This is a genomic window from Alteromonas sp. AWJ4_197 (assembly GCF_056160285.1).
On record NZ_JBSWWW010000006.1, the window covers coordinates 292,384 to 312,628 of the forward strand.

Sequence of the window (20,245 nt, forward strand, 5' to 3'; positions counted from 1 at the left end):
AACAAACGTTCCTTATTCTGATCCACGGTTAACCTAACGCACTCAGATGACAGAGTCCGCGCACAGCATCTTCAAACGGCGTATCTGTTACATCCACTTCTACGTAGCGGTACTTCACGTCATTTTCGTTCAGATGTTTAACGATGGCGGCAAAGTCTGATTTGCCGTCCCCCGGGGTTGAGATGCGTGACATCTCAGGAATGATCATACGCGGATCGTCACTCAGCGGAACCGAGCCGTCGTAATCCTTCATATGACAGCCGATAACACGGCCTTTGTATTTATTCAGCATGGCAACAGGATCATGACCGGCTGCAGCCACCCAACCCAAATCCAGCTCAATTTTAACCAGCTCCGGGTCGGTGTTCTCCATCATGATGTCGAAAATCACCTGTCCGTCCACTTTATCGAACTCAAAGTTATGGTTGTGATATGCGAACTTAAAGCCAAGCTCTTCCATTGTCTGACCACGCTTGTTCAGTCGTGCAGCAATAGCTTTAACTTCGTCAACAGAAGAAGGGGTGTTCAGGTTTACTTTACCATCTTTGAAATTCAGGAACTCGCCGGCCATGGGCTCGATGAAGTAATCGATATTCAGTTTGCTGCCCAGTTCCTTAATATATTCAATGTCTTCCAGGTCGGAATTAATATGTACAGACGGCACTGTCAGCTTATATTCTGCCATGAGATCTGCCATATCATCGATGCTTAAACCGAACAGCGGCGCGCCTTCTGCATTCACTGAGCCACCTACACCGAACATTTCAAGCTGCTTGAAACCGGCTGCAGCCAGTTTTTTAATTGTACCGGCGGGATCTTTTGCAAACATGTCTCGCAGCATGTACATCTGAACGCCGTAAGGTCTGCCAGAAGCTGCATTACAGCCTCCGGTCATCGCGTTGGCCATCAGTCCCGGCGCTGCCAGCACACCGGCTACGCCCAGACCGGCTTTAAGAAAATGTCGACGGGTAAGTGACGAAGTCATTATTGTTTCCTCTCTCCGGTAAGAAACAGGCTCAACATGTTGGTCCCGTTGAGCCTGCAAGAAGTTAATTATTTGTTACACCCACTTTAGAACCTTTACATTAATGACATCGATATCATTTTACAACTATTGTTTAACAATTTTAGACAAGTGACAGAACCGGACGCCGGTTTGAAATCCCTCCTCTTCCCGGCGGGTCAAAAAACAAAAAAGAGCACGACCGGCGTGCTCTTTTTCTCTTTAAAAATTATGGAAAATTATCCCAACTTACTGCCACCCAGGCAATCCGGTGACGGGGTTACACTGCCGCCTCTGGCTTCCCATTCTTCAGGGGTATACGTGTGCAAAGCCAGTGCATGTACCGGTCCCTGTAAAGCTTCGGCCAGCAACCCGTTCACCTTCTGGTGACGGGGCACCCGACGTACGTCAACAAACACTTCCGACACCACTGTTACCTTGAAGTGACTCTGGGCACCGTCGGGCACATTGTGCATATGACTTTCATCCAGCACTTCAAGATACACAGGTGTGAGAGCATCATTAAGTTGCTGTTCGATAAACTGTTTTACATTTTGCATGGGTTCTGCTCCGGCACAGCGGGATAGATAAATCGGAAAGTTAGATTAATTCTACCATCAACGTGCCGGGTCGTCTTGTTGATGCCGTGCAGATAGTTGCGCTGAGTGTCACCCTGCATGATTAGCAGTGAGCCATGCTCAAGACTGATCTTCACTGACGGAGCACCACTGCGGTGACGAAACAGAAAGGGCCTCGCTTCACCGAGAGTCACAGATGCAATAACCGGCTGCTCGCCCAGCTCCCTTTCATCATCGGCATGCATGCCCATGCTGTCCTGCCCGTGCCGGTACCAGTTCGCCAGCACGCTGTTAAACCTGCAACCGGCGGTGTTTTCGCAACGGGTTTTCAACGCCAGCAGATCAGCGGTCCAGGGGCGCGGTACCATCGTCAGGCCGGAGTAGGAATACTCGCTGACAGCATCCCCATACCAGGCTTGCAGACGCGGAATTTTAACCGGCTTACCAAACAGTTTAATGGTATCCTGCGACCAGTTTAACGATGAGGCCAGCGATGCGTACAACGCGTCAGCATCATCCGGTCCTATCCAGCCCGGTATGTAAGTAACATCCGCGCCGGGTAACGCCAGTTTCTGAGGCGCAGCGCCGGCGTTACAGCCATCATCGAACAGTGAAAATTGCATAAATCCGGAACCCGATTAACGTTATCATGAGCGACAACACAGCATGAGCGACAACACAGCCTTTGTATTTCGCGACCGCGAACTGAACTTAATACGCCACCCGGCAAAACATCAGCATGTCAGTTTACAGGCCTGGGACAGCGCCGATGAGTTGATCATCGATTATCTTGCCACAGAAGCCCCTGAAGGCCCCGGCAAATGTATCATATTTAATGATGACTTCGGCACCCTGGGCTGCTGGTATGCCACTGATAATCCATGCTGGATTTCAGATTCATGGATTGCTCACCGCTCGCTGGCTGACAACCTGGAAGGTAACAATATTGCCGCCACACTGGATGACAACGGACTGGTAGCCTCGCCATTGAAAGCTGCAGATTGCCTTGCTCCGTTGCCGGAAAACCCGCAAACGGTGATTATAAAAATACCCCGTACTCTGGCGTTGCTGGAACATCAGTTAATTATGCTGCAAAAGGTCATCACGCCTGAAACACGTGTTGTGGCCGGTGCGAAAGTGAAGGCCATCACGAAAAATGTGCTGGAACTGTTTGAGAAATACACCGGTCACACCACCACTTCACTGGCAAAGAAAAAATCCCGCCTTATTTTTGCAAAGCCGGATGAAGCGATATTGAAAAAGCCCGTACAGTCTCCTTATCCGGTGCGCTGGACAGCGAAAAGCCAGAACGGCGTAACGCTGACACTTTCCAACCATGCCAATGTATTCTCCGGACGCTCTTTAGACATCGGGGCAAGGTTCATGATTGATCATATGAACGTGACCAACAACGAACGGGTTATTGATCTTGGTTGCGGCAACGGCATTTTAGGTCTGAACGCGCTGGCACTGGCACCACAGGCGCGGATCACCTTTGTTGATGAGTCATTCATGGCGCTGGCCTCAGCCAGACAAAACGTGGCAGAGAACTTTCCTGAACAACTGGCGCAATGTGAATTTGTGCCATCGAACTGCCTTGACGCTTTGAAACAGGCTGTGGAGGGCGGATTCAGTAAAGTGTTCTGCAACCCGCCCTTTCATCAGCAGAACGCGATAACCGACCACATTGCCTGGCAAATGTTTTCAGATTCCAAAGCCAGTCTGGCCAGAGGTGGACATCTGGTGGTGGTGGGTAACCGCCATCTCGATTACCATGTTAAATTAAAGCGCTTGTTTGGTGGCGTAACGCAAGTTGCCAGCCATCAGAAGTTTGTTATTTTAAGTTGTGCAAAACGCTAAAGGGAGAATGCTATGCTGCGTGCTTTGCTGCTGGCTTTAGTTGTCGTAACCACTCCGGTTATTGCAGCAAAACCAAAAGATGACGGCTCACAAATTCAGCCGGACAATTATTACCCGCGGGTGAAAATGGAAACCACAATGGGCGATTTTGTCGTCGAACTGTACCGCCGCCGTGCGCCTATCACCGTGAATAACTTCCTGCGTTACGTTGATAAGAAAAGCTATAACGGCACCATTTTTCACCGTGTTGTACCCGGCTATATCGTCCAGGGTGGCGGTTACAATGCTGAGTTTGATGAAAAGCCGGATTACGGCACGATTTTCAACGAATCCGGCAGTGGCATGAGCAACAAGATGTACACGGTTTCCATGGCACGCCAGAACGACCCGCATTCAGCGACACGACAGTTCTTCTTTAACATGAATGACAATACCAACCTGGATCCCGGCAGAGACTGGGGTTACAGCGTGTTCGGTATGATTGTGGAAGGCGAAGCTGTTGTGGAAAAAATGATGGAAGTAGAGCTGGACTATCAGCCGGCGCTGGGTGAACCGAATTCCCCTAAAGAGCCCATCATTCTGAAATCTGTCACTTTACTTCCGGCGGTGTAAAAAAGCTGACGCTGTGGCAGCGCGTAAATTCAGCGCTGCCGCGTTTTTAAATCCAGCCAGAAAAAATGTTGCGCAAAGACACCTGACATAAACAGATTGCCCCGCTTCTTAAAGCCCAGTTTCATTAACAGTTTCTGAGAATCAGTATTATCAGCATGAGTCATCGCAGTGAGGTAAGTCACGCCAAGGGTGTCTCTGGCATAGCTGATAACCGCTTCACCGGCTTCGCCACCAATCCCCTGCCCGCGGGCTTGCGGAAGCAAGGCGAATCCTAAATCAGGCGCACTGAAAATACCGCGGTTTATCAAACCACACATCCCCAACGGTTTACCGGTTAATTTATCTACTACGGCAAACAAGCCATAGCCATGGTTTTCAAAATGCACCAGCGCATTATCAATATACCGGTTCGCATCTTTAAGTGTATGTACACCCCGGTTTCCAATAAAACGTAGCCACAGAGGGTCGTGATTTAACGCAAAAATCCAGTTGCGATCATCAGCCACCGGCTTGCGCAGATGCAGCCGCGATGTAGAAAGAATCAAAGATGTGCCTTTTAACAAAAAAACTCCCGCAATGGAAAACCATAACGGGAGTCAGTATAGCGTCTCGCCGGCCCGGCTTCACGCAGCAAACTGACAGATTCAGTTACTACACGAACACACACATCACCATGCCGGCATGCCAGGGACTTAAAACACGGCTCTTACACCCACCGAGAAGTTGCGGCCGGGCAGCGGCGCTAAATCTTTCAGGAACGACGTGTGCACGCGGGCCTCTTCGTCTGTGATGTTGTCTGCAGTAGCGAACAGCACCCAGTCCACCCCGGCAGATGCGATGTCATATTCAACACTAGCGTTCAGCAAGGTGTAGCCATCAGTTGCAGTTTCATATGGTGCAGTACGGGTTTGGTCGTCATACCATTCCACACCCACCTCACCGGAAAGTGATTGCCCCTGATAACGGATTGACGAGCCGATACGCAGAGGCGGAATGCGTGGCAAGTCTTCGTTATCCAGTTTGGCACGAATGTAGTCACCATATAAATCCACACGCCATTCACCGGTAATGTTGTAGAACACCTCGGCTTCCATACCGTATAAGTCAGCATCGGATTGCCGGAAGTAGTACACCGGTGTGCCCTCTTCCTCATGACCTTCCTCTTCTGCCCCTTCTTCCTCGTGTTCATGCTCTTCGGTTACAGCAATCAGGCCTGTACCACTTTCATAAATGTAGTTGTCTACCTGGTTGTAGAACAGTGACGCAGTGTAACCCCAGTTGCCGCTGAATTTACGGAATGTGAGATCCATGTTGGTACTGACTTCTTCATCTACACTTCTGAGCGTGTCAGATAACTCACCTTCATCATCCAGTTGATACACCAACCCGACTTCATAAGTCCGGGTCGCAATGTGCTGACCACCGGAGAACAATTCCTGCTGACTTGGCGCACGTTCATTGCGGGATAATGTCAGTGCGGCAGAGTAACCCGGCTGATATTCCCAGTTTGCACCGGCAGATACCGAAACACTGGTGAAGTCATAGTCAGGGAAGTTGAAGACCATAGCCTCTTCTTCATGTTCTTCCTCTTCCTCATGCTCTTCTTCGTCAAGGTGCTCCACATGAAGTTCCACTTCAGCGTCATCCGCATCGTAGGAGGTTTGCTCAAGACGGCCACCCAACTCAAAAGTCACGTCGCCCACTTTCTTCTGTTCAATAAGAAAAACAGCTTGTGTATCTGTGCTGGTTGGCGGGGAAAATGCTTCTTCACCAATCGCTTCGTAATCGCTGTCCGTTAGCTGGAAACCAAATACACCATGCCATCCGGCAATACCGGTATGGGCAATCGTCAGCTTGGCATTCACGCCTTCATTATTAAATTGCGTACCAATTTCGCCATCTTCAATTTCAACGTGGGTGTAGTCTGTATAAGCAGCAGAGAACCGGATATTATCAATACCGGCAGTGGGCGAATGCCATTCACCCGCCAGTTGATAGCGGGTCATATCCACATCAATTTTGGTACCTTCTTCTGCGCCTTCTTCCTCTGCCGCTTCCTCTTCTTCTTCGTGGTGGTGATGATGACCGGGCACGCCATACAGGTTATCCAGTTTTTCTACAGAAAAGCCGAAGAAGCCTTCATCCTTTACATAGCTGATACCGGCATTGAAGTCGGTTGTATCCATATCTGTACTGGCCAGTGTGCCGTAAGTGGCATCATCATCCGGCTCAGCCTCTGAGTAGCCGGGAATATCCACGTCATCCGTTTTGCGTTTGAAACCATCGAAGTGAAATGCCACATTGCCGGTTCCGGTGGTCACGTCCACCTTACCGAACTTACCGTTGTCCACGGTGGAATAACGCATTTCTGCTTCCCCTTCTGTGCCGTATGGCATTTCCTGAGGAATACGTTTGTCGACCACGTTGACCACACCGCCGATCGCGCCGGAGCCATATTGTAATGTGGCAGGACCGCGCAGTACTTCCACCTGAGTGGCACTGGAAGTGCTGGCCGCTACGTTATGATCAGGACCAATTCGTGATACATCAGATACATCCAGACCGTTCTGCACGATTTTCACCCGCGGACCACCGGCACCACGAATGACCGGACTGCTTGAGACCGGTCCGAAGTAACTGGAATGCACACCCGGAACAGTTTTCAGTGTTTCACCCAAAGTCGGCTGTTGTTTTCTGCGCAGTTCTTCTGAGCCGATAACCGAGACCGGCGTCACGCTTTCCAGTACAGAGGTTTGCATTGCGGTAGCAGTTACCGTGATGTTCTCAATGGAAGCTGGCAGAAGCGTAAAGTTAACCTGCTGGTCTTCAGAAACGGGACCTAAATCTTTATCACCATGCAGATATTTCGGCGTTGCCACATGAATATGGACGTCTTGTGCGGTGACATTATCCATTGAATAAATGCCATTTTCGTCGGTATAGACTACGCGCCTTGAACCTTCTACTGAGACTTCTGCTCCTGCAACGGGAGCGCCGGCTTGATCAGTGACTTTACCTGTTATTGTCGTGGCCAGTGCGGCACTGCTGAATGCTGTCATCAAAGCAACAGCTATAAGAGAGGGAGTATGCATGGTGATTTCCGTTAACTACTGAGTTATCGCCTGTTTCGTAATGTTATAACATTTTCAGGCGAATTAGCGTTAACGTCAACGGCATTTTGTCGACAACATCAGCGTTTTATCGATGATATAACATATCATGCCATAAACTTTGCAAAATTATCACAGATTGATTTCAGGAATCGTTCAAAAAGCAGATAATACTGTCAGGGTAGGATAAGGGAATTTATTCAGGCCCGCGATACGGGGAACGCAATGATGTCCTGAATATGTTCAGCACCTGTTTTCAGCATCAGCAATCGGTCGATACCCAGTGCCACGCCGGCGCAGTCAGGTAATCCCTGCTCCAGCGCAGAGAGGAAATGCTCATCCACCGGCAGTTCCGGTAAGCCGGTTTGACGGCGTTGTGCATTATCGTTAAGAAAGCGCTGACGCTGTTCCGCGGGGTTAGCCAGTTCATTAAACCCGTTCGCCAGTTCCACGCCTTTAAAATACACTTCGAAACGATCAGCAGTACGGGGGTCATCTTCATTCACTTTTGCCAGTGCTGCCTGCGAGGCTGGAAAGCCATAAACAAAACAGGGTACGGCAGCGCCAATACGGGGCTCGATGTAAAGGCTAAACAGCAGTTGAAGCAGGGTGTCTGCGTCTTCCGGCATGCCGGCATGCATATCCAGCCCGCATTGCAAAGCGATTTGCTGCAGTTGCTCAACTGTGGCGGTAAGAGGATCGACGTTTAATTCCCTGAGGAATACATCCTGATAACTGATTTTTTCCGCAGTTCCGGTCGACAATGTCAGTTGCAGCAGGGTGTCCATTTCTGCCATCAACTGATGATGGTCATAGCCGGTACGGTACCACTCCAGCATAGTAAATTCAGGGTTGTGAAAGCGCCCTGCCCCTTCATGACGAAACGCTTTGCATATCTGATAAATCGAACCGTAGCCTGCACACAACAGCCGTTTCATGGCGTATTCCGGCGACGTTTGCAAATACAGGGTTTCCTTTCTGCCTGTGTCGCTGTGATCAAATTCACTGGAAAAGGCAGCCAGATGCACATCGGTAACGGTACCGTGGCTTAGCAATGGTGTATCGACTTCGAGCACATCTCTGCAGGCGAAGAAATCACGGATTTGGCGCAGCAGTTCAGCCCGCTTACGCAAATTATTCAGCGATGCGGTGGGTTGCCAGGGAGTATTTGATGACATGAGATCGGATACGGGAATTATCAGGCCGGAGAGGGCATAAGAATATATCCGGCCAGTGCACGTAAGTGCGTACCGGCCGGCAGCGGGTTCAGATTACTTCTGCGCCCGTGATACGTATTCGCCGGAGCGGGTATCAACACGGATAACTTCACCGGTTTGAACGAATAAAGGTACACGAACAACAGCGCCGGTAGACAGCGTAGCAGGCTTGCCGCCGGTTCCCGCTGTATCGCCTTTCAGGCCTGGGTCTGTTTCAGTGATTTCCAGCTCAACAAAGTTAGGCGGAGTTACTGTGATAGGTGAGCCGTTCCACAGTGTGATGGTGCACACATCGTTCTCTTTCAGCCACTTAATGTTTTCGCCAACCGCTTTTTCGTCAGCAGCGATTTGTTCGAATGTATCGTTATTCATAAAGTGGTAGAATTCGCCGTCGGTGTACAGGTAGGCCAGTTCCGTATCCATCACGTCTGCGCCTTCTACGGTTTCACCGGAGCGGAACGTTTTTTCCAGAACTTTACCGGAGATCAGCTTACGGATTTTAACGCGGTTAAAAGCCTGACCCTTACCCGGTTTTACGTATTCGTTTTCCAGAATGTTACAAGGTTCGCCGTCAAGCATGATCTTGAGGCCGCCTTTGAATTCGTTAGTGCTGTAAAAAGCCATATTTTTCTCTGCCAATACATAAGGTGTAAATACGAAGTGGCGCAAATAATACCTAAAAATCGGCTGTCTGTAGAGACAAACTGGCAAAAAGATCTTGCAATGGCGTTTACCCGCCCGGAAGACCTGCTGGACTACCTGGATCTCGATGTAGATCAACTGGGTCATCACGGCGCTGCCAGACGGTTATTTCCCATGCGCGTCCCCCGCCACTTCGCCTCATTGATGGAAAAAGGCAACTGGCATGACCCGTTGCTCCGCCAGGTAATGCCTTTATCTCAGGAATTTGAAGCCGCCCCCGGCTACAGCACCGACCCGCTGGATGAACATGATACTGCCGGTAAGGGGTTATTACATAAGTACCAAAGTCGCGTACTGCTGATTGTAAAAGGCGGATGCGCTGTAAACTGCCGCTACTGCTTCCGTCGCCACTTCCCCTACGCCGACAATGCGGTGAGCAAACAGGAATGGGAAAACGCCATTGCTTATATTGCTGCCGATCCGGCCATTAACGAAGTGATTTTCTCGGGCGGTGATCCGCTGATGGCAAAAGATACCCATCTGGCCTGGCTGGCCGGTGAAATATCACGGATCCCCCATATCCGCAGATTGCGAATTCATACACGCCTGCCGGTCGTGCTCCCCCAACGCCTGGACGCAGAGTTCAGTGACTGGTTAACGTCATTGCCGGTGAAAACGATTCTGGTATTACATGCTAACCACGCCAATGAATTCAGTCCGGCACTGAACGACCGTTTAGATGCATTACGCAGGCATGGCGTGACGCTGCTCAATCAGGCAGTATTATTGAAAGGCGTTAATGATACGGCTGATGCACTGGTAGATTTGCAGGAAGCGTCTTTTGAAGCAGGCGTGATGCCCTACTATCTGTATTTGCTGGACAAAGTTCAGGGCGCGGCCCACTTTGAAGTGTCTGACGATGAAGCCAGATCATTGATGGCGGAAGTAATAAAGCGCTTACCGGGTTTTCTGGTACCGAAACTCACCAGAGAAATCGGCGGCCAGCCCGGCAAAACGCCTGTCGACTTACATATTCACCCGTAATTACGCGTAGGTATCGACGTTGGCACCCAACGACGGATTACCGGATGACGGTTTTGGTACGTCAGCGGCTGATTCCAGCAGCTGAAGCGTTGCTTGTCCCTCTTGTTGTTGCTGGCTTTTCGCCATTTTAAGAGAGGCCAACTCAAGCGACGCACCGGATGTTGCAGATGCACCAGCACCTTGTATATCCATACCAGTTTCCTTTGTTGCTTGTAGCAAAGTAAAAAAGTAGGCAGAATTGCCCACCTTCATCAGCGTACTACATCATTAATGATGCAGTACGGGTACATCGTTATCGACCATACACTCATAAACTTTAGCAGAAATCCGGAAAGTCATGCAGGCAATTAACGAACAACTTCAGGAAACCTTACAAACCCTCTACCGCAAAGCGATAGATGCCGATGCGGTGCTGGACCAGTTACAACAGGTTCAGAAAGGCAAGTTTCAGGCAGTATTCGCAGAAGACAGCGGGTTTGAAACACAGGCAAAACGCTTTTCACCCTACGTGGAAGAAATCGCCCGCGACTGGCAGGCCATCAAAGACGCTGACGAAGCGACCTTCAAAGCAGGCCTGGCTCCGCTGGTGAAAAAGATAGAACTGGCGCTGACGACCCTGTCACAGTTTCAGGCGGTAGGCAAAGCCTGACCCGCCCTCAGTTTTCTTCAAGTTGGTAAAGAGGCACCGTTGCAAGACGGGCCTTTATCTTTGCCACTTCCTGCAGGTAGGCGTCGCTGTCTACCCGCTCAAACTGTTCAATAAACTGGTCTTTCGACAATCCCTCTGCCAGACCGTCAACCGGCGGCATGATCACATCGTCGTCATGCATTTCAGATAATAGTTGCTGCACCCGGACAGCATGAACCGGTGACGTCGCAACACGCGCAAACTCAATACCGGCCATATCAGCTGTCAGATCAACGAAGGAATAACCGCTTCCGCCCATAGCACGGTCCATCAATTCTTTAAATTCACCGATGGCCAGTGTAACGCCTTGCTCACTTAATACTTTTAATGCAGCGGAAATCAGGAAGTGTCTGGCAAGATCGTTGCGGCCCCGCAGTAATGGTGGCGTTAACGGTTTCAAGGCTTTATCCGCATCAGGCTGAACGTCTCCGACAAAGTTGGCAACCCGGTGATGGCCGATAAAAATTGCCAGCGCCAGAATGGCTGCACGGTTATGTTCCGCCGCGTTCTCAGGCGTGCTTCGCTGAGCTGCGCGTTTCATGGTCAGACGGATAAAATCTACTGCCGGTTGCGGGGTATCCGCCAGGGTAATATCCTGAAAAGAGATGTAGCGCAGGTAATAGGCCGTTAAGTCCCGCAGCTCGTCGTCCTGATCCACCGATAAACCATTTTTGACTTCGTTCAGATTGCGCAGGAAGCCGTCCATAGGACGCAGACTGACCATCATTTCCTGTTCCGTCATACTGACTTTTTCAATCTGCTCCCTTGCCTGAGTGGCGATATCACTTTTAGTCCAGCGGTTAACCAACCACTCGGCCAACCCTACCGCCAAATGCCCGGGTATATGTAAATCGCCAATTTTCACTTCATCCAGCAACAGGAAGTTAGCCGGCAAAATCGTGGCATCAACGTTCAGGTAGCTGTCAAATAAGTCCACCGGAATAGCAATGCTGGCTTGTAAACGGGTGGCATCGGGATGCACAGTTACCTTACCGCGGAAGTCCGGCGTGGCACGCTGTAAGAAGCCGACAATGGAGTCAAACTGTTGAGTTGTGATAGTAATAGTGTGACCCTGATGGCGATCTGAAACACTGGATTCCAGCTGAGACAGCAGTTCATGTACGGTATCGGCATCTGCCACCTGTTCCGCTGCTTTTACATCAACCACAGGTTCACTTTCTATCATCAGTACAATCAGTCCCGCCACCAGCAATACACTCACCAGCAACGCTATAATGACACCACGTAATATTCGCAAACGGATCCGCCTCTTAAACCGAAGGTTATTATTCTTTGTGAATTCCGGAATAAATTCAATCCCGGTATGTCTTCAGACAATCAGGACTCTAACATCCACCATGCCTGAAGGGATGAATATCTGGATGTGGCATCGTTAAAATTATGTCCGGCTGAATGGACTGTGGGGATAACGACGCAAGGCACACCGGCGTTCACGGCAGCCCGCATACCATGTTCCGTGTCTTCAACGGCGACACATTCATGAGGCTGGCGTCCCAGCTTTTTCATGGCCAGCAGATAGCAATCAGGCGCCGGCTTGCTGTTAGTCACATCTTCAACGGAAACCGTTGCGGAAAACATATGACGAAGGTTCCTGGCCTCCAGCGTACGCTCTACTGAAATGCGGCTTCCACCGGTCACGATGGCCAGTTGATACCCGCTCTGGTAACACTTTTTAATGGTCTGTACTGCATGAGGCATCAGTGGAAAAGGCTGCTCTGCAAGATAACGGCGGGTTTGTTCATGTTTTTCTTCCGCCAGACTTTCTGCTGCAACGGGCAGCTTAAATGTTGTCACTGCATCAACTGCGTTTTGGGCAACCGGAATACCGGCCATGACATCACTGTAAAAAGCTTCCGTCAGGCTCACACCATGCTGGCGGAGCACTGTTCGCCAGATTTCATAATGCACCTGTTCAGAATCAATGAGGGTACCGTCATGATCAAACAAAATGGCGCGGGTTGTCGGGCTGATTGCACGGGGAGATGTCATAGGGTGTGAATGTCCTTGTTTAAGCGGGTATCTCATTGAAACTAACCTTACCCCGGATTCGGATCAATCTTAATCCGTTCATCGCATTAGTATTGAATTGCATCCGGTATTGCTGCAAATTACTTTTCCATATCACGGATTTCGATATTTCTTCCCTGACGTGGAACTCACATGGACTTGTTTACGCTTTCCCTCTGCACGGTTTTACTAAGTGCAATGATGGCCATTACGCTGTCAGCTCTCTTTCTGACCAACACCGCTGATAAAGCCATGCGTGACTGGTCCCTGGCCGGCGTCTGTTTTCTCGCCTGCAGCCTGTTAATCCTTGTTGCGTCTGTTCGCACCGTGCCCTGGCTTCTTACTCCTGTGTTATCTAACACACTGTATATCGCCGCCCATGGTTTTGTGCTCAGCGGGATTACATCGCAAACCCGCTCGGTGAACAGCCACCTTTCCATTGGTGTATTTTCAGCTTTTGTTTTGCTGATGCATTTTAACGATGCAATCAGCAGCAATGTGGAATTCCGCATGCTGGCCATCTACCCGGTTATGTTGACATTAAACCTGCTGAGTGTCTTCCACTTGTGGCGCTTCAGACACTCGGCCCATGGTAAGAGTTATTGGGCTGTCATGACGATTATTCTGCTTTTCATTGTTCACACCGCCGGCAGTGCTGTGGCAATTCTTCTTTTCCCTGACCACCTTGAGTTCCTTGGTAACGATATTATTCAGACCACTAATTCACTGGTTGTGCTGTTGTATATTTCCGGTCTGACACTCGGATTAATATTTGTTCACGCCTGGAAACGGGAGGTTACCCTTAAAACCGTATCCAGAACCGACGCGCTCACTGGCTGGTTTAACCGGCATGCCCTGAATGAATCTGCCAGCAGAGAATTTACCCGCTGCCAGCGTAATCAGCTTTCCTTCGCGTTTGTCACTTTCGACATCGATTTTTTTAAAAATGTAAACGACCAGTACGGACACACAACCGGCGACAGAGCCATTCGTCATATTGCTAATGTCGCCAGGGAAGCCACCCGGGAGTACGACTATCACTTCCGTCTTGGCGGCGAGGAGTTTGTGATCATGCTGGCAGGGCTGAAAGTCAGCGATGTGAAAGCCATTGCTGAACGTGTGCGGTTCGCTATTCAGTCCACGCCCTTGTGTATGGGAACCGAATCCCTTCCCTTGTCTGTCAGTGTGGGAATGGCCACCATGGAACAGGGCGATCTGGGCTGGCATGTGGTGCTGGAAAGAGCTGATGACGCACTCTATGCGGCGAAAAAAGGCGGACGGAATAACACCCGTTTTCTTACCGCAAATGCGTTGTCACTGGTCAAGGGCTGAACATTACAACAGCCGGTCAGTCACTTTAAACTGAATGGTAAACTCTACGCCTTCGCCTTCTTTGCTTCTGCATTTAATGCTTCCGCCCAATGCATTCGTAATAATATTGTAAGTGATATTGAGCCCGAGTCCGGTGCCGCCGGTCCCCCGGCGCGTGGTAAAAAACGGGTCGAAGATTTTCGGTGCATTTTCCTCGCTGATCCCTTTCCCGTTATCTTTGTACACCAGCAAAAATTCGTGACTGTTCAGCTCACTGATAGTCATGGCTATGTGCCCGCTATCCCGATCACTGAAGCCGTGATTGACTGAATTGACTATAAGATTGGTCAGTACCTGAGACAACAAACCCGGGTTAGTAATAACATTGAGATTATCAGGGCAATGAATATCCACCACGACACTGGCTTTTCGTAACACCGAGGCAAGACTGAACACCACTTCATCGAAGTATTGCTTAAGGTTTACCTCGCGGTCTTCCTCGCTGGTCTGGTCAACCGCAACTTGCTTAAAGCTTCTCACCAGGTGAGCGGTTCTTACCAGATTCTTTTTCACGATATCAGCGATTTCATTGGCACTGTTAAGGAAGTCTTCGAAGTCGTTTTCTGTCAGGCTGCCTTTATCGTAACGCTGACGGATATCTGTGCACTCTTCCATCAATTGGGTTACCCCCGTCAGACCAATGCCTACCGGCGTATTTATTTCGTGAGCCACCCCCGCCACCAGCGACCCTAAACTGGCCATTTTCTCAGACTCGATTAACTTATCCTGAGTTTGCTTCAAATCATTGATCATGGTTTCAAGGCTGGCATTGGAGTCTTTCAGTGCCGCATTGCGCTCTACAATTTGTAATTCCAATGCTTTCTTTTCAGATATATCCCTGGTGATGGCGTACAGCACATCATCTCCGCCAAGGGTAATCAGGGTGACAATAATTTCGCACCAGAATTCTGACCCGCAGGCTTTTTTGTGCACCCATTCGAACCGCACACTACCTTTATTAAACGCATTTTCGATGATCTCTACGGCAGCCTCTTCAGACGGCCGGCCATCCGGCTGATATTCGGGCGAAATATCCATGGGCGTCAGACCAATAATGTCTTCTTTTTTACTGAATCCCAGTTGTTCGAGAAAGGCGCGGTTGCAATCCAGATAGTGCTCGCTGGTGAGCAGGCATAATCCGTCTACTGACTCATTGAATAGTGTTTCAAAGGCATCTTTCTGTGCAGCGATTTCCAGTTCAAGGTTTTTCTTTTCAGAAATATCCCGCCAGTTTGCGTGCACCACAACTTCGTCGTTCATCATCATTTTTGTGATGATGACCTCCGCCCAAAATGGCTCCCCGTTGAATCTGGAGTGCAGCCATTCAAATCGTAAACTCCCCTCCTCCATACAACGCTCAATGAGCTTTGCGCCTTTCTCAGCCGACACCTGGCCGTCAGGCTGAAATTCAGGAGAAAAATCGAAAGGCGTCAGGCCGATGAACTGTTCTTTATCAGCGATGCCGACCAAATCCAGCATCGACTGATTACAATCGAAGAATATACCTTCGCGGAAAATACCCAGACCATCTTTTGAGGCCCTGAAAACGGCCTCAAATCCGTTATCGTGCAAGCTGATGTCTTTCATTGAAAAATGTTCCGAAGCCGGATCGCTAAAAAAGAAAGCGGCCTGATTGCCACCTCATACAAAAATTAGCAAAGATTGAACATAGTGCCACCTGATATACCGGTGAAATAATAGACTATGCTTGCGGAATGCCGGTGCAATAATCCGGAAAGCCTGATACATTCCCCTAATTCATTTTAAAGACAATGCAGATAATACTATGCTGAACTGGCAATGCCTGACTTTCGGTGAGCTCACAATCACCCAACTGTACGCCCTGGTTCAGGCACGAATAAATGTATTTGTCGTAGAGCAAAATTGTCCCTATTCTGAGCTGGATGATAAAGATACTCAGGCTTGTGTTCGTCACCTGCTTGGTTATGAGAACGGAGACATTGTCGCCTACGCACGCTTGTTACCGCCCGGGCTCAGCTATCCGTCAGTCAGTATTGGCAGGGTGCTGACAACCAGCCAGTGTCGCGGTTCGGGACAGGGATACACTCTGATCGAAAAGGCATTAGCGTACTGCGCTGAATACTGGCCGGAGCAGAATATTGAAATCGGCGCACAGGAACATCTGGCAGGTTTCTACGGAAAATTTGGCTTTACGCCAACATCCACTATGTATCTGGAAGACGGTATTCCCCATATTGATATGAAACTTACAAGACAAAAATAGCGACATTTGTGGCTATTTTTAGTTTTAATAAAGGCTGCGGGGTATTACACCACTTCGGCCATATTCCCTTTGCTTTCCAGCCAGGACTTTCTGTCGCCGGAGCGCTTTTTGGCCAGCAACATATCCATCATCTCTAACATTTCTGTGCTGTCATCAATGGTAAGCTGAACTAACCGGCGGGTATTAGGATCCATGGTGGTTTCACGTAACTGGATAGGGTTCATTTCACCCAAACCTTTGAAGCGTTGCACGTTCACTTTGCCCCGCTTCTTCTCTGCTTCAATCCGGTCCAGAATACCCTGTTTCTCGCTTTCATCCAGCGCATAAAACACTTCTTTGCCCACATCGATGCGGAACAGCGGCGGCATGGCAACATACACATGACCGGCATCTACCAGCGCACGGAAGTGACGGACGAACAAGGCACACAACAACGTGGCAATATGCAGTCCGTCGGAGTCAGCATCAGCCAGAATACAAATTTTCCCGTAACGCAAACCGGATAAATCCGAAGAATCCGGGTCAATACCCAGTGCAACAGAAATATCGTGAATTTCCTGTGAACCCAACACCTGGGAGGACTCGACTTCCCAGCTGTTCAGAATTTTTCCCCGCAGCGGCATAATCGCCTGGAACTCACGATCCCGCGCTTGCTTGGCAGAACCACCCGCGGAATCCCCTTCCACCAGAAACAGTTCTGAACGGGTAATATCCTGGCCGGAACAATCTGTGAGCTTGCCGGGTAGTGCCGGGCCCTGTGTGACTTTCTTACGGGCTACTTTCTTGTTCTGGCGCAGACGGCGCTGGGCGTTGTTAATACACATTTCAGCCAGGGCTTCTGCCACATCAGTATGCTGGTTCAGCCACAAACTGAAAGCATCCTTAACCACGCCGGAAACAAACGCTGATGCCTGACGGCTGGATAAACGTTCTTTTGTCTGACCGGCAAACTGAGGGTCTTGCATCTTCGTCGACAGAATGTAAGCACAGCGGTCCCAGATATCATCAGGAGATAATTTAACACCGCGGGGCATCAGATTACGGAATTCACAAAATTCCCGCATAGACTCCAGCAGGCCCTGACGAAGACCGTTAACATGGGTACCGCCCTGTGCAGTAGGAATAAGGTTTACGTAACTCTCGGTGACCAGTTCGCCACCTTCAGGCAGCCACATGACAGCCCAGTCCGCAGCTTCTGCATTGCCGGAGAAGTTTCCGATAAAAGGCGTGTCTGCCGGCAGCGTTTCAAACTCCTGCACCGCCTGATACAAATAGTCCCGCAAGCCGTCTTCAAAATACCACTCGGTGGTATCGCCGCTGACTTTATTGTCGAAGCGGATGCGCAGCCCGGGACAAAGCACCGCTTTAGCACGTAAGTTGTGCACTAAGCGGGAAACAGAGAATTTAGCAGAATCGAAATACTGAGGATCAGGCCAGAACCTTACACGGGTGCCGGTATTCCGGCGACCACAGGAGTCGATGACCCGTAACTCTTCCGCCTTTTCACCATTGGCAAAATCAATCTGATAGACGTTTGCGTCACGGCGGATAACTACCTCAACGCGGGTGGACAGAGCGTTAACAACAGAAATCCCGACCCCGTGCAAACCACCGGAAAAAGCATAGTTTTTATTGGAAAACTTACCGCCGGCATGAAGCTTGGTCATGATTAATTCCACACCGGACATTTTTTCTTCCGGGTGAATGTCTACCGGCATGCCCCGGCCATCGTCAATGACTTCCAGCGACTGATCTTCATGCAGGATCACTTTGATATTCGTCGCGTGTCCGGCCAGCGCCTCATCCACACTGTTATCGATAACTTCCTGACCGAGGTGATTGGGCCGCATCGTATCGGTATACATGCCCGGACGGCGTTTAACCGGGTCCAGACCATTGAGGACTTCTATCGCTTCGGAATTATATTGATTAGACATAGTGCTGCTTATTCCAGGACGCTGTTTATTATAGGCACGGGCGTGCCACAGTTTTAAACGATGTTAGCAGGCATCAGTTATGTGAGCAATTGCCCGTTTGCGTCCGGCGGGGCATCTGACACAGGCTGTTCGGCTTACTTGCGGAAAAGCTGCAACACAGCCCCCTGCCGGATTTTAATCAAGAAAGCGGAAAATAGCCGGCAGGTGTTTTTCAAAACCGGTAAAACTGTGATCGCCGCCCTGCTCAATGATAAGGTCGCTGTCAGCGTACTTTTCTTCAGCCTGACGGTAATCCAGGGTTTCATCACCGGTTTGCAGCAGTACCTTATAGCTTTCCGGTGCCGCTAAGCTGTCGCTGTCCATTGCCTTCAGTATCGCCATATCTTCCTGCACAATCTTAAAAGGCTCACCGGTATACGGGTTAACATGCTCGCCAACGTATTTAAGCAACAATTCGAATGGCTTTACCGCCGGATTGATCAATACCGCTTTGCCGCCGTACTGCTCCACCAGCCAGGAAGACAAATAGCCTCCCATTGAACTGCCTATGGCACGCAGACCCGCTTCTGTCAGTTGTGGATGGGCCTGAATATAGTCTGTCAGTTGCAGCCCCACCTGAGAAGGGTAATTCGACAGTTGCGGGATATGTAATGTGATATCCGGCCGGTGCTTTTCACACCAGGCGAGGGTCTGTTGCGCTTTTACTGATTTAGGTGAGCTTAGAAAGCCGTGCAGGTACAACACGTGAATCATTCAATTCTCCTGACTGAAGAGGTCCATTCGCCATCAGGCGACAACATAATTTCCCGGAATCCCGGGGGTAACGCAGCAGTGCCAAATTCAGGGTTTAGCTGCCATTGCCAACAGGTCGAGGGTACTGACAGCACGGAGATTCCGGCGGCTTCATAACATAATCCGGCATGCACATGACCATGTATTGCCAGAGCGATACCGGTAGCGGACTCAAGCCAGGCCAGCAGATCCTGAGGGTTTTCCAGGGCGTGTTTATCCATCCAGCTGCCGGTAGGCAAAACATGATGATGCAGTACCAGTAAATGAAAACAATCAGCGGTACTGTTGATATCTGCACTCACCGCCTGCAATTCTGCCGGCAGAATTTGTCCCCGGGCGCCCTGAAAACGCGTATCGAGCCCGTGTACTTTCCAGTTATTGATGCACCAGGCGTTGCCGGCATGAAGAATGTGATCAGCGAATATAGCTTCAAAGTGAGCGTTACTGTCATGGTTTCCGGCTACGACCCGCCACTCACAGCCGGGCAGATACCGGTCCATCAGTGACAGAAAATGCCGGTAACTTTCTTCGCTGTTATCGCCGCTGACATCGCCAGTAATTATCACATTGTCCGGCGCTTCCCCGGCGGCACATTCAAGCACACGGCTCAATGACTGATAAGGATTTACACCGTATGCTGTCTGAGCAGGATCGGCGAACAGGTGACAATCGGAAAGTTGCAGCAGCCGCATTAAACCGGGGCCGATACCACAGGTTTATTTTTCAGACAAAACTGCAGCCATTCTGCCAGAAAGATATTAATCATCAGTTTCTCGTTGCGCTGGCGCATTTTGCTGTTGGGATAATCGTATGACGGGGCAAACGCGCCGGTGTTCTGGCTGGTGATGACTTCAGCCATTCTGGCATCGTGATACAACCTGACAGACATAGACGGTTTAAGATATTCCGGCGTGCCGGTACTGTTTTGAGAAACCGTCAGCGTGGTGGTGTAACGGGCAGCCTCATCAATGGTAATCTGATAAGTAAACTGTTCAGCCACAGAAAACCGGTAGACAAGCGATTCGGTATCACAGTCCGGCAGCAAACGCAGGAAACGGCTGTAGTTCAGTTCACACAGTGCCTGCATGCTGGGAAGATGTGGTACATATTTTCGCGTT

Annotated in this window: 21 protein-coding genes; 6 read left to right on the forward strand and 15 right to left on the reverse strand. The window is 49.9% G+C overall.

From position 1 onward, the window contains the following. Positions 1-28: 28 nt before the first annotated feature. The 3 genes from ACXAGC_RS15115 to ACXAGC_RS15125 all read right to left on the reverse strand — a co-directional run bounded on the left by ACXAGC_RS15115 (position 29) and on the right by ACXAGC_RS15125 (position 2,204). The gene (locus ACXAGC_RS15115; protein ID WP_474845115.1) at positions 29-985 is read right to left on the reverse strand and encodes a TIM barrel protein; all 957 of its coding nucleotides are present in this window, start codon (positions 983-985) and stop codon (positions 29-31) included. A gap of 257 nt (positions 986-1,242) precedes the next feature. After that, positions 1,243-1,563, reverse strand: coding sequence for a BolA family protein (locus ACXAGC_RS15120; RefSeq protein ID WP_474845117.1), 321 nt, complete (start codon positions 1,561-1,563; stop codon positions 1,243-1,245). Then, a complete protein-coding gene (locus ACXAGC_RS15125) occupies positions 1,551-2,204 on the reverse strand; it encodes an alpha-ketoglutarate-dependent dioxygenase AlkB family protein (protein ID WP_474845119.1) in 654 nt (217 codons plus the stop codon). Before ACXAGC_RS15125 ends, ACXAGC_RS15120 begins: the two co-directional genes overlap by 13 nt. 43 nt (positions 2,205-2,247) lie before the next feature. On the opposite strand from ACXAGC_RS15125, the gene ACXAGC_RS15130 reads away from it, so the two are divergent. Both ACXAGC_RS15130 and ACXAGC_RS15135 read left to right on the forward strand, forming a co-directional pair. Continuing rightward, the gene (locus ACXAGC_RS15130; RefSeq protein WP_474845121.1) at positions 2,248-3,441 is read left to right on the forward strand and encodes a methyltransferase; all 1,194 of its coding nucleotides are present in this window, start codon (positions 2,248-2,250) and stop codon (positions 3,439-3,441) included. 12 nt (positions 3,442-3,453) lie between these two features. After that, the gene (locus ACXAGC_RS15135; protein ID WP_119500043.1) at positions 3,454-4,053 is read left to right on the forward strand and encodes a peptidylprolyl isomerase; all 600 of its coding nucleotides are present in this window, start codon (positions 3,454-3,456) and stop codon (positions 4,051-4,053) included. Between the two features lie 29 nt (positions 4,054-4,082). Here the strand turns inward: ACXAGC_RS15135 and ACXAGC_RS15140 are convergent, their stop codons facing one another. The 4 genes from ACXAGC_RS15140 to efp all read right to left on the reverse strand — a co-directional run bounded on the left by ACXAGC_RS15140 (position 4,083) and on the right by efp (position 9,004). Next, positions 4,083-4,616: a GNAT family N-acetyltransferase gene (locus tag ACXAGC_RS15140; RefSeq protein WP_474845123.1), complete on the reverse strand. Its 534-nt coding sequence runs from the start codon at positions 4,614-4,616 to the stop codon at positions 4,083-4,085. Positions 4,617-4,745: 129 nt separating this feature from the next. After that, positions 4,746-7,145, reverse strand: coding sequence for a TonB-dependent receptor (locus ACXAGC_RS15145; RefSeq protein WP_474845125.1), 2,400 nt, complete (start codon positions 7,143-7,145; stop codon positions 4,746-4,748). A 218-nt stretch (positions 7,146-7,363) separates the two neighbouring features. Further along, on the reverse strand, positions 7,364-8,341 hold the full coding sequence (gene epmA / locus ACXAGC_RS15150; RefSeq protein ID WP_474845127.1) for an elongation factor P--(R)-beta-lysine ligase: 978 nt from the start codon (positions 8,339-8,341) through the stop codon (positions 7,364-7,366). A 93-nt stretch (positions 8,342-8,434) separates the two neighbouring features. After that, the gene (gene efp / locus ACXAGC_RS15155) at positions 8,435-9,004 is read right to left on the reverse strand and encodes an elongation factor P (RefSeq protein WP_303573808.1); all 570 of its coding nucleotides are present in this window, start codon (positions 9,002-9,004) and stop codon (positions 8,435-8,437) included. 36 nt (positions 9,005-9,040) lie between these two features. Between efp and epmB the strand changes: the two genes are divergently transcribed. Further along, positions 9,041-10,066 carry an EF-P beta-lysylation protein EpmB gene (epmB, locus tag ACXAGC_RS15160; RefSeq protein WP_474845129.1) on the forward strand — a complete coding sequence of 342 codons (1,026 nt, stop codon included), beginning with the start codon at positions 9,041-9,043 and terminating at the stop codon, positions 10,064-10,066. Here epmB and ACXAGC_RS15165 read toward each other — a convergent pair whose 3' ends face one another. Then, positions 10,067-10,258 (reverse strand): hypothetical protein, encoded by a 192-nt coding sequence (locus ACXAGC_RS15165; RefSeq protein ID WP_119500038.1) that lies wholly within the window; start codon positions 10,256-10,258, stop codon positions 10,067-10,069. A 145-nt stretch (positions 10,259-10,403) separates the two neighbouring features. On the opposite strand from ACXAGC_RS15165, the gene ACXAGC_RS15170 reads away from it, so the two are divergent. Further along, positions 10,404-10,715, forward strand: a complete 312-nt coding sequence (locus ACXAGC_RS15170) for a hypothetical protein (RefSeq protein ID WP_119500037.1) — start codon at positions 10,404-10,406, stop codon at positions 10,713-10,715. A 7-nt stretch (positions 10,716-10,722) separates the two neighbouring features. Here the strand turns inward: ACXAGC_RS15170 and ACXAGC_RS15175 are convergent, their stop codons facing one another. After that, complete coding sequence (locus ACXAGC_RS15175) at positions 10,723-12,012, reverse strand: hypothetical protein (protein ID WP_474845131.1); 1,290 nt, start codon at positions 12,010-12,012, stop codon at positions 10,723-10,725. An 80-nt stretch (positions 12,013-12,092) separates the two neighbouring features. Then, positions 12,093-12,764 carry an HAD family hydrolase gene (locus tag ACXAGC_RS15180; RefSeq protein ID WP_474845133.1) on the reverse strand — a complete coding sequence of 224 codons (672 nt, stop codon included), beginning with the start codon at positions 12,762-12,764 and terminating at the stop codon, positions 12,093-12,095. Positions 12,765-12,935: 171 nt separating this feature from the next. On the opposite strand from ACXAGC_RS15180, the gene ACXAGC_RS15185 reads away from it, so the two are divergent. Next, positions 12,936-14,114, forward strand: a complete 1,179-nt coding sequence (locus ACXAGC_RS15185; protein ID WP_474845135.1) for a GGDEF domain-containing protein — start codon at positions 12,936-12,938, stop codon at positions 14,112-14,114. 3 nt (positions 14,115-14,117) lie between these two features. Here ACXAGC_RS15185 and ACXAGC_RS15190 read toward each other — a convergent pair whose 3' ends face one another. Then, positions 14,118-15,740: a PAS domain-containing sensor histidine kinase gene (locus ACXAGC_RS15190; RefSeq protein WP_474845137.1), complete on the reverse strand. Its 1,623-nt coding sequence runs from the start codon at positions 15,738-15,740 to the stop codon at positions 14,118-14,120. Positions 15,741-15,939: 199 nt separating this feature from the next. Between ACXAGC_RS15190 and ACXAGC_RS15195 the strand changes: the two genes are divergently transcribed. Then, a complete protein-coding gene (locus ACXAGC_RS15195; RefSeq protein ID WP_474845139.1) occupies positions 15,940-16,398 on the forward strand; it encodes a GNAT family N-acetyltransferase in 459 nt (152 codons plus the stop codon). A gap of 44 nt (positions 16,399-16,442) precedes the next feature. Here the strand turns inward: ACXAGC_RS15195 and parE are convergent, their stop codons facing one another. From parE to ACXAGC_RS15215, 4 genes are all read right to left on the reverse strand, one after another. Further along, positions 16,443-18,335: a DNA topoisomerase IV subunit B gene (gene parE, locus ACXAGC_RS15200; protein WP_119500030.1), complete on the reverse strand. Its 1,893-nt coding sequence runs from the start codon at positions 18,333-18,335 to the stop codon at positions 16,443-16,445. A 174-nt stretch (positions 18,336-18,509) separates the two neighbouring features. Then, positions 18,510-19,088, reverse strand: coding sequence for a YqiA/YcfP family alpha/beta fold hydrolase (locus ACXAGC_RS15205; protein ID WP_474845142.1), 579 nt, complete (start codon positions 19,086-19,088; stop codon positions 18,510-18,512). Then, a complete protein-coding gene (locus tag ACXAGC_RS15210) occupies positions 19,085-19,819 on the reverse strand; it encodes a metallophosphoesterase family protein (RefSeq protein ID WP_474845144.1) in 735 nt (244 codons plus the stop codon). Before ACXAGC_RS15210 ends, ACXAGC_RS15205 begins: the two co-directional genes overlap by 4 nt. Next, on the reverse strand, positions 19,819-20,214 hold the full coding sequence (locus ACXAGC_RS15215; protein ID WP_119500027.1) for a DUF1249 domain-containing protein: 396 nt from the start codon (positions 20,212-20,214) through the stop codon (positions 19,819-19,821). The genes ACXAGC_RS15210 and ACXAGC_RS15215 overlap by 1 nt, the downstream gene beginning before the upstream one ends. Between the last annotated feature and the right edge of the window lie 31 nt (positions 20,215-20,245).

Bases quoted from the DNA above. Each gene is read 5' to 3' on its own strand.
- ACXAGC_RS15125 (WP_474845119.1), bottom strand. From the start codon at position 2,204: ATGCAATTTTCACTGTTCGATGATGGCTGTAACGCCGGCGCTGCGCCT.
- epmA (WP_474845127.1), bottom strand. From the start codon at position 8,341: ATGTCATCAAATACTCCCTGGCAACCCACCGCATCGCTGAATAATTTG.
- ACXAGC_RS15190 (WP_474845137.1), bottom strand. From the start codon at position 15,740: ATGAAAGACATCAGCTTGCACGATAACGGATTTGAGGCCGTTTTCAGG.
- ACXAGC_RS15210 (WP_474845144.1), bottom strand. From the start codon at position 19,819: ATGCGGCTGCTGCAACTTTCCGATTGTCACCTGTTCGCCGATCCTGCT.
- ACXAGC_RS15130 (WP_474845121.1), top strand. From the start codon at position 2,248: ATGAGCGACAACACAGCCTTTGTATTTCGCGACCGCGAACTGAACTTA.
- ACXAGC_RS15120 (WP_474845117.1), bottom strand. From the start codon at position 1,563: ATGCAAAATGTAAAACAGTTTATCGAACAGCAACTTAATGATGCTCTC.
- efp (WP_303573808.1), bottom strand. From the start codon at position 9,004: ATGGCTTTTTACAGCACTAACGAATTCAAAGGCGGCCTCAAGATCATG.
- ACXAGC_RS15145 (WP_474845125.1), bottom strand. From the start codon at position 7,145: ATGCATACTCCCTCTCTTATAGCTGTTGCTTTGATGACAGCATTCAGC.
- ACXAGC_RS15195 (WP_474845139.1), top strand. From the start codon at position 15,940: ATGCTGAACTGGCAATGCCTGACTTTCGGTGAGCTCACAATCACCCAA.
- ACXAGC_RS15165 (WP_119500038.1), bottom strand. From the start codon at position 10,258: ATGGATATACAAGGTGCTGGTGCATCTGCAACATCCGGTGCGTCGCTT.
- ACXAGC_RS15185 (WP_474845135.1), top strand. From the start codon at position 12,936: ATGGACTTGTTTACGCTTTCCCTCTGCACGGTTTTACTAAGTGCAATG.
- ACXAGC_RS15205 (WP_474845142.1), bottom strand. From the start codon at position 19,088: ATGATTCACGTGTTGTACCTGCACGGCTTTCTAAGCTCACCTAAATCA.
- parE (WP_119500030.1), bottom strand. From the start codon at position 18,335: ATGTCTAATCAATATAATTCCGAAGCGATAGAAGTCCTCAATGGTCTG.
- ACXAGC_RS15180 (WP_474845133.1), bottom strand. From the start codon at position 12,764: ATGACATCTCCCCGTGCAATCAGCCCGACAACCCGCGCCATTTTGTTT.
- ACXAGC_RS15215 (WP_119500027.1), bottom strand. From the start codon at position 20,214: ATGCAGGCACTGTGTGAACTGAACTACAGCCGTTTCCTGCGTTTGCTG.
- ACXAGC_RS15115 (WP_474845115.1), bottom strand. From the start codon at position 985: ATGACTTCGTCACTTACCCGTCGACATTTTCTTAAAGCCGGTCTGGGC.
- ACXAGC_RS15170 (WP_119500037.1), top strand. From the start codon at position 10,404: ATGCAGGCAATTAACGAACAACTTCAGGAAACCTTACAAACCCTCTAC.
- ACXAGC_RS15135 (WP_119500043.1), top strand. From the start codon at position 3,454: ATGCTGCGTGCTTTGCTGCTGGCTTTAGTTGTCGTAACCACTCCGGTT.